Origin of the sequence: Streptomyces sp. NPDC048416, from assembly GCF_043200435.1 — a bacterium.
In the GTDB taxonomy this organism is placed as follows: domain Bacteria; phylum Actinomycetota; class Actinomycetes; order Streptomycetales; family Streptomycetaceae; genus Streptomyces.
In genome coordinates this window covers 1-11,651 of record NZ_JBICXU010000025.1, presented here as the reverse complement: position 1 = coordinate 11,651, position 11,651 = coordinate 1, and the positions used below count along the sequence as shown (strand labels likewise).

General features: G+C 71.6%; 10 protein-coding genes and 1 pseudogene. 5 read left to right on the top strand and 6 right to left on the bottom strand.

Annotated features, from left to right (window positions below; translation table 11 throughout):
- Positions 1-33 precede the first annotated feature (33 nt).
- Entirely contained in the window at positions 34-480 is a 447-nt protein-coding gene (locus ACGFW5_RS26240) for a nitroreductase family deazaflavin-dependent oxidoreductase (RefSeq protein ID WP_393836734.1), read from the bottom strand.
- Positions 481-717: 237 nt separating this feature from the next.
- Here ACGFW5_RS26240 and ACGFW5_RS26235 point away from each other — a divergent pair, with 237 nt between their 5' ends.
- Both ACGFW5_RS26235 and ACGFW5_RS26230 read left to right on the top strand, forming a co-directional pair.
- Complete coding sequence (locus ACGFW5_RS26235) at positions 718-1,218, top strand: DUF2243 domain-containing protein (protein WP_393836733.1); 501 nt, start codon at positions 718-720, stop codon at positions 1,216-1,218.
- 14 nt (positions 1,219-1,232) lie between these two features.
- On the top strand, positions 1,233-2,048 hold the full coding sequence (locus tag ACGFW5_RS26230) for a cytochrome c oxidase assembly protein (RefSeq protein WP_393836732.1): 816 nt from the start codon (positions 1,233-1,235) through the stop codon (positions 2,046-2,048).
- Here ACGFW5_RS26230 and ACGFW5_RS26225 read toward each other — a convergent pair.
- The 3 genes from ACGFW5_RS26225 to ACGFW5_RS26215 form a co-directional block, all read right to left on the bottom strand.
- Complete coding sequence (locus tag ACGFW5_RS26225; RefSeq protein ID WP_393836731.1) at positions 2,028-3,389, bottom strand: NAD(P)/FAD-dependent oxidoreductase; 1,362 nt, start codon at positions 3,387-3,389, stop codon at positions 2,028-2,030. The genes ACGFW5_RS26230 and ACGFW5_RS26225 overlap by 21 nt on opposite strands.
- Before the next feature lie 207 nt (positions 3,390-3,596).
- Entirely contained in the window at positions 3,597-4,088 is a 492-nt protein-coding gene (locus ACGFW5_RS26220) for a peptidylprolyl isomerase (RefSeq protein ID WP_393836730.1), read from the bottom strand.
- Between the two features lie 354 nt (positions 4,089-4,442).
- Positions 4,443-5,702 (bottom strand): extracellular solute-binding protein, encoded by a 1,260-nt coding sequence (locus ACGFW5_RS26215; protein WP_393836729.1) that lies wholly within the window; start codon positions 5,700-5,702, stop codon positions 4,443-4,445.
- A 239-nt stretch (positions 5,703-5,941) separates the two neighbouring features.
- Here ACGFW5_RS26215 and ACGFW5_RS26210 point away from each other — a divergent pair, with 239 nt between their 5' ends.
- Positions 5,942-6,163, top strand: coding sequence for a dodecin (locus ACGFW5_RS26210; RefSeq protein ID WP_261713274.1), 222 nt, complete (start codon positions 5,942-5,944; stop codon positions 6,161-6,163).
- 307 nt (positions 6,164-6,470) lie between these two features.
- Here ACGFW5_RS26210 and ACGFW5_RS26205 read toward each other — a convergent pair whose 3' ends face one another.
- On the bottom strand, positions 6,471-6,959 hold the full coding sequence (locus ACGFW5_RS26205; protein ID WP_393836728.1) for an HAD family acid phosphatase: 489 nt from the start codon (positions 6,957-6,959) through the stop codon (positions 6,471-6,473).
- 313 nt (positions 6,960-7,272) lie between these two features.
- Between ACGFW5_RS26205 and ACGFW5_RS26200 the strand changes: the two genes are divergently transcribed.
- A complete protein-coding gene (locus tag ACGFW5_RS26200) occupies positions 7,273-8,295 on the top strand; it encodes an LLM class flavin-dependent oxidoreductase (protein WP_393836727.1) in 1,023 nt (340 codons plus the stop codon).
- A 259-nt stretch (positions 8,296-8,554) separates the two neighbouring features.
- A complete protein-coding gene (locus ACGFW5_RS26195; protein WP_393836726.1) occupies positions 8,555-10,909 on the top strand; it encodes an ATP-binding cassette domain-containing protein in 2,355 nt (784 codons plus the stop codon).
- 260 nt (positions 10,910-11,169) lie between these two features.
- Here ACGFW5_RS26195 and ACGFW5_RS26190 read toward each other — a convergent pair.
- Positions 11,170-11,559 (bottom strand): annotated as a pseudogene (locus ACGFW5_RS26190) (haloacid dehalogenase); the annotation flags it as partial.
- Positions 11,560-11,651 lie beyond the last annotated feature (92 nt).

Below are 11,651 nucleotides of genomic sequence, written 5' to 3'. Positions count from 1 at the left end.
CGGCCGGTGCCGAAGGGGGCCGCCCGGGGCCGGTCAGTGGCCTTCCGGCACCCTCTCCAGGACGAACACGGGGATCTCGCGGTCCGTGTTCTTCTGGTATTCGGCGTAGTCGGGGTAGGCCGCGACGGCACGCTCCCACCACTGTGCCTTCTCCTCGCCCGTCACCTCACGGGCCGCCATGTCCTGGCGCACGGCGCCGTCCTGGAGCTCGACGCGGGGGTCGGCGACGACGTTGTAGTACCAGACGGGGTTCTTGGGCGCGCCGCCCATCGAGGCGACCACCGCGTAACGGCCCTCGTGCTCGACGCGCATCAGAGGGGTCTTGCGGATCTTGCCGCTCTTGGCTCCGCGCGTCGTCAGCAGGATGACGGGCATGCCGCGCATCGTCATCCCCTCGGAGCCGCCGGATCGCTCGATCGTCTCGACCTGCTCGCGCGCCTGCTTGCTGGTGCTCGGCTCGTACTCGCCGTCGAGAGGCATGGTGGTTCCTTTCGTCAGTGACTCGCGGGCCGGCCCCTGTTTCGGCCGCCCCCCGGACAACGTCGGTGGCTGCTTCCATCTTCCCCGTGGCGAGCGTTCCGGCCCCGCAAGGCAGCGCCGTACGGATCAGGAAGGCCGAATCCGGACGCTTGTTCGTGCGAGCGGCGGGCAGCTCGACCGGGTGCCTTGTTCCGCGTCGGACGATCTCCCGCAGACTCCCCCGAGGATGTGCCGCCGATGACTCCAGCCGCTTCTCCCACCGCACCTCAGCAGCCGCTCACCGCTCCACGGCGCGCCCGTTCGGCCTGGTCCGGCGTGCTCATCGGGGTGGGCATCGCCGCCTTCGTCGACGAGACGGTCTTCCACCAGCTCCTGCACTGGCACCATTTCTACGACCGTTCGACGCCGGGCGTCGGCCTGGTGTCCGACGGGCTCTTCCACGCCTTCGGGTGGTTCGCCGTGGTCATCGGTCTGTTCATGGTCGCCGATCTGCGCCACCGTGCGGCGCTCGCGGGCCGTGCGCTGGCCGGGGGGATCCTGACCGGCACGGGGGCGTTCCAGCTCTACGACGGCACCGTCCAGCACAAGCTGATGAAGCTGCATCAGATCAGGTACCACGTCGACCTCACTCCGTACGACCTGACCTGGAACATCCTCGCCGTGGTGTTCCTCGTGGCCGGGGTCCTGCTGCTGCGCGCCGCCCGAACGGCCAACTCCGCGCCCGGGCAGCCGACTTGATGATGCATCAGCACATGGCCGGCTCGGCACCCGGCCCGGCCGCCCTCCTCTCGGCCGGCGGCGCGCTGGTCTGCTGCGCGGCGTACCTGTTGGCGTCGGCCCGGCTCCGCCGTCGCGGGGACCACTGGCCACGCGTGCGCGACGTCTGCTTCGCGGTGGGCGCGGCGGCTCTGCTGGCGGCGGCACTCGCGCCCGGGCCCGGCGGCCCGTTCACCGCGCACATGGCGCAGCACCTGGCCACGGGGATGGCGGCCCCGCTGCTGCTCGCCCTGGCCCGCCCGGTCACGCTCGCCCTGCGCTCCGTGCGGGGCGCGGCCCACCGCCGGCTCCTCGCCGTGCTGCATTCGCGTCCGATCGCGCTGGTGGCGAATCCGCCGGTGGCCGCCCTGCTGGACGGGGGCGGACTGTGGCTGCTCTACCGCACCCCCTTGTTCGCCGCCGCCCACGAAAGGCCCTGGCTCTCGGTCCTGGTCCATCTCCATGTCTTCGCCGCCGGGCTGTTGTTCTCGGCCACGGTCTGCGCGCTCGACCCGCTGCCCCACCGCGACGGGACGGTCTTGCGGGCGGCGGCTCTGATCGCCGCGGGCGGCGCGCACTCCGTACTCGCCAAGACCCTGTACGCGACCGCGCCGCCGGGCGCCGGCTTCGCGCCGGGCGATCTCGCGTCCGGCGCCGAGGTCATGTACTACGGCGGCGACCTCGTCGAGATCGCTCTCGCGGTCGTGATCGGGATGCGCTGGTACACGGCCGGCCGACGCCGCCTCGCCCGGGAGGACCGCCGGGCGGCGCGGGCCGGACGGCCGTCCCGGTCAGCCTCGTACGGTCAGTGAGGCCGTGTGGGCGCGGACCTGCTCCGGGGTGAGATAGGCGTCGGTGTACTCGAAGTCCTTCAGCGTGGCGGGCTTTTGCGCCTGGAAGCCGGTGCGGACGAAGTCGTCGCCCGCGACCGCGTTCAGCATCCAGTTGGTCAGGACGCGGGTCTTGGCGACATTGGTGCGCAGTGCCGACCAGTGGTAACCGCGCGCCACGGCCTGGGCGGGCAGGCCGCGCAGTTCGATGCCGAGCGGCTTGGACACGGCGTCACGGCCACCCAGGTCCACGACCAGGCCGAGGTCCTTGTGGACGTAGGGCCGCAGCGGTTCGTTGCGCAGCGAGGCCACGATGTTGTCGGCGACCTTGGGCCCCTGGCGCATGGCGTGCTGCGCGGTCGGCGGGCAGAAGGCCCCGTCGCCCTTGGCGAGGTCGGGCACGGCGGCGGCGTCGCCGAGCGCGAACACGCCGTCCAGTTCCGGCACGGTCATCTCGGGGGTCACCACGAGGCGGCCGCGTTCGGTGTCGGCGTCCAAGGTGCCCACGAGCGGACTCGCGGCGACGCCCGCCGTCCAGATCAGGGTGCGGCAGGGCAGGACACGGCCGTCGGTGAAGGTGACCTTGTCCGCGCCCGCCTCGGCGATGGACACCCCGAGCGAGACCTCGATGCCGCGCTTCTGAAGGATCTCAAGGGCGGCCTTGCCGAGTTTGTCGCCCAGTTCGGGCATGAGCTTGGGCGCGATGTCGATGAGGTGCCACTTGATCTGCCGCGGGTCCAGGCGGGGGTACCGCTTGATCGCGTTCGTGGTGATCCGCTGGAGGCACGCCGCCGTCTCGGTGCCCGCGTAGCCACCTCCCACCACGACGAAGCGCAGCCGGGACGCCCGCTCGTCCTCGTCGCCGCTCGCGTCGGCCAGGTCGAGCTGGGAAATGACGTGGTCACGGATGTACGCGGCCTCCGCGAGCGTCTTCATGCCGCGCGCGTGCTCGACGAGTCCGGGGATGTCGAAGGTGCGGGTCACGCTGCCGGGGGCCATGACGATGTAGTCGTACGGCTGATCGAGTGTTTCGCCGGTGATCTTGCGGATCACGCAGATCTTCGCCTTGGGGTCCACGCCGATGGCGCCGCCCGGAATGATGCGGGTGCGGTGCTTGGCGCTGCGCCGCAGCGACACCGCCACCGACTGCGGGGTCAGGACCCCGGCGGCCACCTGCGGCAGCAGGGGCAGATACAGCTGGTAGGAGAACGGCGTGACCAGCGAGATCTCCGCTTCTCCCGGGGTGAGGCGGCGTTCCAGGCGCCGTACGCATTCGACCCCGGCGAAGCCGGCGCCTACGACGAGAATCCTCGGTCGTGCCACGGTGTGCGTCCTTTCCCTGGGGTCTGCGAACGGGGACGAGAACTGGGCCGTCCACTGCCCGAGTGCCCCTGACCGGCGTTCGTCAACATCTCCATAGTGATCAACGGAGCACCGCCGCACCACCGAATGCCCCCACCCGGGCACATGAAACGGCGCCGTCTCACGGGATGGAATCCGGTGGGACGGCGCCGTTCGGGTGGGCGTGCGTCAGGCGACGGTGCCGCTGTCGCTGATGACGACCTCGGCGCGCGGGGCGCCGCTGCGGGTGCCCAGGGCCTCGATCTTGGTCACGATGTCCTGGCCCTCGACGACCTCGCCGAAGACGACGTGCTTGCCGTCGAGCCAGGGGGTGACGACGGTCGTCACGAAGAACTGGGAGCCGTTGGTGTTCGGGCCGCGGTTGGCCATCGACAGCAGGAACGGCCGGTCGTGCTTGAGCGAGAAGTTCTCGTCGGCGAACGTGGCGCCGAAGATGCTCTTGCCGCCGGTGCCGTTGCCGTCGGTGAAGTCGCCGCCCTGGAGCATGAACTCAGGGATGACGCGGTGGAAGGAGGAACCGGCGTAGCCGTAGCCGTTCTCGCCGGTGGCCAGCTCACGGAAGTTGCGCGCCGTCTCCGGGACGACGTCGTCGAAGAGCCGGAAGACGATGCGGCCGGCCTTCTCGCCGCCGATGGTGATGTCGAAATAAACGTTCTGCATGTCCCCATCCTGACATCAGCTCCCCCATGACGTCATCGCGGCCTCTCCCGGCGGCCCGGTGACGAGGTGACCGGCGCTCTGTGCGTGACACGTCCGGCCCCCGTTCCGAGGGGACAGGAACGTCGTGATCCGGTCTCAGGGAAACAGGAGCATCGCCGTGGTCCGGTCTCCGGGGAACAGGAGCATCGCCGTGGTCCGGTCTCCGGGGAACAGCAGCGTCGCCGTGGTCCGGTCTCCGGGGAACAGCAGCGTCGTAATGTGGTCTCAGGGGAACAGGAGCGTCGTGATGTGGTCTCAGGGGAACAGGAGCGTCGTGATGTGGTCTCAGGGGAACAGGAACGTCGTGATCCGGTCTCAGGGGAACAGGAGCGTCGTGATCCGGTCGGACGCGGCCTTGGCGGTCTTCTTCGGCTCGGCCCCGTTCAGCACGGCCGTCATGTACGGCTTGATGGGGTTGTCCGCCTCGACGGCCGCCCACTGCGGCGAGTTGGGCGTGGCGCGTCCCTGGGCCGCGCCCCTGGCCATGGCCGCGGTGCCCGCCTGACCGGCGACCACGGGGGCGAGGGTGGACTTGTTGGGTACGTAGTTCATGGTCATGGCCAGGTCGGTCTGCCATTTCTCACCGGTCAGCGCGGCGACGACCTGGACCGCCTCGGTGCGGTGCGCGGTCTTGCGCGGGATGATCAGGTCCGAGCCGCCGGTGAAGACCGCGCCCGGCTTGGCGTCGGTGGGTCCCGGGATCGGGAAGTAGCCAAGTTTGCCGGCGAGGTGCGGGTTGGCCTTGAGGATCGCCTTCGCGGCGCCGGGCACCGCGATCATCTGGGCCGTCTTCCCCCGGGCGAAGACCCCGGCCTGCGGCGGGGTCTCCTCGTCCGCGTTCTTCGGGCCGTCGCCGAGCGCCTGGAGCTGCTTGTAGAACTCCATGCCGCGCAGCGCGGCCGGGCTGTCGAGCACGCCCTTCCAGTCGCCGGTGTCCTCCTGGGCGAGCTCGCCGCCCTCGTCCCAGACAAAGCCGGCCAGCGTGTACCAGTCCTGGCCCGCGAGGTAAATCCCTTGATCGGGGCCCTTGTTGAGCTTCGCCGTGTCCGCGAGCCATTCCGCGCGGTCCTTCGGGGGCTTGGTGATCCCGGCGGCACCGAAGAGGTCCGTGTTGTAGATCACGACACGGTTGGCGGCGTACCACGGTATGCCGTACTGCATGCCGTCCACGTTGCCGGGCTGGGCGAGACCGGGGAGCCAGTCGTCGCTGCCCCAGTCGCGCAGCGACTCCAGCGTCATGTCGAGGAGGCCGCCACTCGCCGCGTACTGGGGCACCTGGGTGTTGCCGACCTCGATGACGTCCGGCGCGTCGTTGTTCTCCAGGGCGGCCGCGATCTTCTGGCCGATTCCGGTCCACTCCTGGATCCGGACATCGAGCTCGACCCCCTGGTGCTCCTTCTCGAAGCCCCGCTTGAAGCGCTGCACGAAATCGTCCGACGCACTGTCCTTCATGAGCCAGACGGTGACCTTGGTGGTGCCCCCGCCGAATCCCGGCAGCGCGCCGCAGCCGCCGAGGGTGCAGACCGAGACGAGCGCCAGCGCTACGGAGCATGCGGGAGTACGGCGGATCTTCACGAAAGGTCACCTTCTGCGTGTGGGCAAGCAGTCATGACCCGACGTGGGGCAAGCGCGCTGTGGCTTGTTCGGGTGCCGTTCGTGAGTTTGGTATGGACCAATGAGGTGGTCAAGCCCCGACGGGGAGCGAACTTTTCCGGCCATCGGCGGACGTGGGGGACATGGGCGTGGGCCGACGTCTCGCGGAGCGCCGCCGGGTGGGGCACGGTGGAGTAACGCGACGAGAGGAGAGCACCTCCATGTCCAACCACACGTACCGCGTCAGCGAGATCGTCGGCACCTCCCACGAGGGTGTGGACCAGGCCATCCGCAACGGGGTCACCCGCGCGGCCCAGACTCTGCGCAATCTGGACTGGTTCGAGGTGACGCAAGTGCGCGGCCACATCGAGAACGGCGTGATCGAGCACTACCAGGTGGGTCTCAAGGTCGGCTTCCGCCTGGACGACGACGCGGAGGTCTGACGCGGGGCCGCGGTCGCTCGCCTTCGGAGCCAGGACTCACCCTCGACCTGAGCTTGAGATGCGGGCGCCGGGTCGCCGAGCCGTCGGGTCACCGAGCTGTCGGGTCACCGAGGCCGGAGGGTCGCCGGGGCCGCCGGGCTGTCGGGCCATCGGGGCCGCGTCGGGCCATCGGGCTGTCGGGCCATCGGGGCCGCCGGGGTCACCGGCGCCTCCGGGTCCTCGGGGCCGTAGGGCTTTCGGGTCGCCGGGGTCGGGTCGCCGAGGCCCCGCCCCGTCACCGGGCCCCGCGCGTCCCCGCAGCCGGGCCTCAGGTGCGGCCCTCGCGCTCCTGGGCGTCCTTGAGCGCGGGGCCCGCGTCGCCCCACCGGGCCCGTACGACTCGGAAGCCCGCCTGCTCGGCGGCGTCGCAGACCAGCTCGTCGTCGTCGACCAGCATGCGGATCTCGCGGCCGCGGCCGAGTTTGCGCAGGAGCTCCAGCTTGGTGGCCCGGGCCGGCCGCCGGTCGTCGTTGCGCCGCATGTGCAGCGCGCCCGTCGGAAGGCCCTGCTCGTCGAGCCAGTCCACGGTGTCCTTGCGGCACCGCTCGGGCCGCCCGGTGAGGTAGACGACCTCGCACTCCTCGGCCGCCTCCTGGCACAGCGCCACGCCCTCGGCGAGCGGCGGGTCGGCCGGGGCCGCGGCGAAGAACGCGTCCCAGTCACGGGGCTTGCGGTCGAGGAAGCGCTGGCGGTGGGAGCTGTCCGCGAGCGTGCCGTCGAGGTCGAAGACGGCCAGGGGCCTGCTGGTGTCGGTCACGCCTCCAGGCTAGGGCCGCGGCGCGGAGGGTCGGGACGCACGGTGTGGAGGCGCGGGACGCGGCGCGGAGGCCGGGACCGCGGCGCGGAGGCTCGGGACGCACGGTGCGGAGGCTCGGCCGCGCCGCCGAGGCCAGGACCGCGGTGCGGAGGCTCGGGACTCGGCGCGGAGGCCAGGACCCCGGCGCGGAGGCTCGGGACGCACGGTGCGGAGGCTCGGACCGCACGGCGCCCCCGGGCCCGGGAGCGCGGCCTGTAAGCCTAGGAGCCCGGGAGCCCGGGAATCATGGCGCGGCGCGGGTGTTGAACCCTGTGTGAGTTCAGTGATCGCGAACACCCGTTTCTCCGTACTCGACCGCTCCCGCGTCCGCGCCGGGCACGACGGGCCGCAGGCCCTGCGGGACACCGTGGCCTTCGCCCGGGAGGCCGAGCGGCTCGGTTACCACCGCTTCTGGGTCTCGGAGCACCATTCGGTTCCGGGCGTCGCGGGCTCCGCGCCCGCCGTGCTCGCCGCGGCGGTGGCCTCGGTCACCTCGACGATCCGGGTCGGCACCGGTGGCGTGATGCTGCCCAACCACCAACCCCTGGTCGTGGCCGAGCAGTTCGGGGTCCTGGAGTCGCTGTTCCCCGGGCGGATCGACATGGGGCTCGGCCGCTCGGTCGGCTTCACCGACGGGATACGCAGGGCGCTCGGCCGCGACAAGGAGGACGCCGACGGTTTCGGCGCGCAGCTGGCCGAACTGCTCGGCTACTTCGACGGAACCCAGCGGGCCCATCCCCAGGTCCACGCCCGGCCCGCCGAGGGCCTGGCCGTGCCCGCCTTCGTACTGGCCACGGGCCGGGGCGCCCGCGTCGCCGCGGAGGCCGGGCTCCCCCTGGTGATCGCCGACGTACGGGGCGAGGACGCGATGCTGCGTGCCATCGACGACTACCGCGACGCCTTCCGTCCCTCGGGCCGCTCCGAGGACCCGTACGTCGTGGTGTCGGGCACGGTCGCCGTCGCCGGCACCACCGAGGAGGCTCGCCGGATCCTGCTCCCGGAGGCCTGGTCCACGGCGTTCTCCCGCACCCGCGGCGAGTTCCCGCCGTTGTCCGCACCGGACGAGGTCGTCGAGCAGGCCATGACCGAACGCGAGCGGGCCCTGTTCGACGAAGCCCTGCGCGGCCAGGTGTACGGGACCGAGGAGGAGGTGGCCGACGCGCTCGGCAAGCTCCTGGGGCGCAGTGGCGCGCAGGAATTCCTCGTCACGACGAGCACGTACGACCGCGAGGCGCTGCTCGACTCCTACCGTCGGCTGGCCCGGCTCGCGGGACTGACCACACCGGCGACGCCCTGACCCGATGACGCGCCCAGGCACCGCCCGGCCCAACCCAACGCTGCCGCACGGCACAACCCCGGCACAGCCGGCCCAACCCCGCCGCACGACACAACCCAGCCCGACCCAGCCCAACCCGCCCCGGCCCGGCCCGGCCCGGCCCGACCCGACCCGACCCAGCCCAACCCAGCCCAACCCTGCGACGCCGAACGACCGGCACGGCGGCGCCGCACGGCACGGGTGAAGATCGCGAGACCGCGCCCGCCCGTAGGATTCCGGTATGCAAAGCCCCTCTGACCCGTTCGTCCGTGTCCGTGGCGCCCGCGAGCACAATCTGCGCGGGGTGGACGTCGACGTTCCGCGTGACTGTCTCGCCGTGTTCACCGGCGTGTCCGGGTCGGGGAAGTCCTCGCTCGCCTTCGGCACGATCTACGCCGAGGCGCAGCGCCGTTACTTCGAGTCGGTGGCGCCGTACGCGCGCCGGCTGATCCACCAGGTGGGCGCGCCCGCCGTCGGTGAGATCTCGGGGCTGCCGCCCGCGGTCTCCCTCGAACAGCGCCGCTCGGCACCCTCCTCGCGCTCCTCCGTCGGTACGGTGACCACGCTCTCCAACTCGCTGCGGATGCTCTTCTCGCGGGCCGGCGACTACCCGGCGGGCGCCGGCCGCCTCGATTCGGACTCCTTCTCGCCCAACACGGCCGTCGGGGCCTGCCCCGAGTGCCAGGGGCTCGGCCGTGTCCACCGCACCAGCGAGGACCTGCTCGTCCCCGATCCCTCGCTCTCGATCCGCGAGGGCGCGATCGCCGCGTGGCCGGGCGCCTGGCAGGGCAAGAACCTCCGCGACGTACTGGACGCGCTCGGCCACGACGTGGACCGGCCCTGGCGCGAGCTCGCCCAGGAGGACCGGGACTGGATCCTGTTCACCGACGAGCGGCCGGTGGTGACGGTGCATCCGGTACGTGATGCCGACCGCATCCAACGCCCTTACCAGGGAACGTACTTCAGCGCCCGCCACTATGTGATGAAGACGTTCGCCGAGAGCAAGAGCCAGACCCTGCGGGCGAAGGCCGAGCGGTTCCTGACCGCGGCCGACTGTCCGGTCTGCGGCGGCAGCCGACTGCGTCCCGAGGCGCTGGCCGTCACCGTCGCGGGCCACACCATCGCCGAGCTGGTGGCCCTTCCGCTGACCGCTCTGGCCGGTCTGCTGCGCGACACCGAGGGCGGCCCCACCACCGCCGCCCTCACCGCCGATCTGCTGTCCCGCATCGGCCCGGTCGTCGAACTCGGCCTCGGCTATCTGAGCCTTGACCGGACGGCGCCCACGCTCTCGGCGGGCGAGTTGCAGCGCCTGCGGCTCGCCACCCAGCTGCGCTCCGGGCTCTTCGGCGTGGTGTACGTCCTCGACGAGCCGTCGGCGGGGCTGCACCCGGCCGACACCGAGGCGCTGCTCGCGGTCCTTGGCCGGCTGAAGGCCGCGGGCAATTCGGTGTTCGTGGTCGAGCACCATCTCGATGTCATGCGGCACGCGGACTGGCTGGTCGACGTGGGCCCGCTGGCCGGCGAGCACGGCGGCCGGGTGCTGCACAGCGGGCCGCCGGACGGGCTCGCCCAGGTCGAGGAGTCGGCGACGCGCCGCTTCCTCTTCGACCGCGCCCCGGCGCCGCGCCGTGCCGTCCGCGAGCCACGCGCCTGGCTGGAGCTGAAGGGCGTCACCCGGCACAATCTGCGCGGCGTCGACGCGGCGTTCCCACTCGGTGTGTTCACGGCCGTCACCGGGGTGTCGGGCTCCGGAAAGTCCACCCTCGTCGACGAACTGAGCGACCAACTCCCGGGCGTGGGGCGCCTGGTGAGGGTCGATCAGAAGCCCATCGGCCGTACGCCCCGCTCCAACCTGGCCACGTACACCGGCCTCTTCGACGTCGTGCGGAGGCTCTTCACCGACACCGAAGCGGCGCGGGCGCGTGGCTACAAGGCGGGCAGGTTCTCCTTCAATGTGGCGGGCGGACGGTGCGAGACGTGCCAGGGCGAGGGATTCGTGTCGGTGGAGCTGCTGTTCCTGCCCAGCACGTACACGCCCTGTCCGGACTGCCACGGCGCGCGCTACAACCCCGAGACGCTCGAAGTGACCCATCGAGGACGCACCATCGCCGAAGTGCTCGACCTGACGGTGGAGGCCGCGGCGGACCTCTTCGCCGACACCCCCGCCGCCGCGCGCAGCCTGAACACCCTGCTCGACGTCGGCCTCGGCTACCTGCGCCTGGGCCAGCCGGCCACGGAACTCTCCGGCGGCGAGGCGCAACGCATCAAGCTGGCAACGGAGTTGCAGCGCACCCATCGCGATCACACGCTGTACATCCTGGACGAACCGACCACGGGCCTGCATCCGGCCGACGTCGAAGTCCTGCTGCGCCAACTCCACGGCCTGGTGGACGCAGGGCACTCGGTGATCGTCGTCGAGCACGACATGAGCGTGGTGGCGGGCGCCGACTGGATGCTCGACCTCGGCCCCGGCGGCGGTGACGAGGGCGGCCGCGTCGTGGCCGCGGGTCCCCCGGGCGACGTGGCCGCCTCAGGCCTCGGCCGCACCGCGCCCTACCTGTCGAGGGCGCTGGCCGGGGACCCCGCGGCCGGCTAGGACGCGTACCGGAAGTGGATCTCCGGCATGGAATGATCATGCTCCATGGCGCGCGGAGACCTGGCGGCACACAGGGGACCCGGCTGGAACCGGCTGGACCCGGCTGGAGCCGTCGGTGGACTCCACCGTAGACCGGCCCCGCGGGCACGCCGCCGGGGCCCGTAAAAATGGTCGTCACCCCGGGCCGGTGGACAGGGCCGTCGCGACGAAATACGACAGGCTCGCGCTCCGCCACGAAGCCACCCCGACCGTCGCGACCATCACCGAGTGGCTGTGACCAAGCGGCTCAAGACGGGGAGCACACCCCGTAGATCGCCATCGTCCACCGTGGCGGTCGCCGCCACCCGCGCTCCTGCCGAGGCATTGAACGCCACGCTCAGCCCGACGGATGCGAACAACGGCAGGTCGGAACGGCTGTCTCCGACCGCCCCGCACGAGTGAGGAGCCAACCCCAGCTCTCGGGCCTGCGCGAGGGCGAAATCTCGTTTGTCGTACTCGTCGAAGTGGCAGGCGACCCGGCCCGTGAACCGGAGGGTCGCCAGCACGGGCACCAGCCCGTTCTGCCGGCACCAGGCCACGGTCTCCGTGATGCCCGGGACCAAGGGAAGCCCGTCGAGCCAGCCGAAGACCCGCTCCTCGGGCACGCCCGCCTAGGGGGTGTCTGGTGGATCAGGGTCGGTCAGGGTGCGGCGCCTGGTGCGGTGCATCGCAAGGCGCCGGAACGTCGTGATAGCGGAGCTAT

Bases quoted from the DNA above. Each gene is read 5' to 3' on its own strand.
- ACGFW5_RS26240 (WP_393836734.1), bottom strand. From the start codon at position 480: ATGCCTCTCGACGGCGAGTACGAGCCGAGCACCAGCAAGCAGGCGCGC.
- ACGFW5_RS26235 (WP_393836733.1), top strand. From the start codon at position 718: ATGACTCCAGCCGCTTCTCCCACCGCACCTCAGCAGCCGCTCACCGCT.
- ACGFW5_RS26230 (WP_393836732.1), top strand. From the start codon at position 1,233: ATGGCCGGCTCGGCACCCGGCCCGGCCGCCCTCCTCTCGGCCGGCGGC.
- ACGFW5_RS26220 (WP_393836730.1), bottom strand. From the start codon at position 4,088: ATGCAGAACGTTTATTTCGACATCACCATCGGCGGCGAGAAGGCCGGC.
- ACGFW5_RS26210 (WP_261713274.1), top strand. From the start codon at position 5,942: ATGTCCAACCACACGTACCGCGTCAGCGAGATCGTCGGCACCTCCCAC.
- ACGFW5_RS26195 (WP_393836726.1), top strand. From the start codon at position 8,555: ATGCAAAGCCCCTCTGACCCGTTCGTCCGTGTCCGTGGCGCCCGCGAG.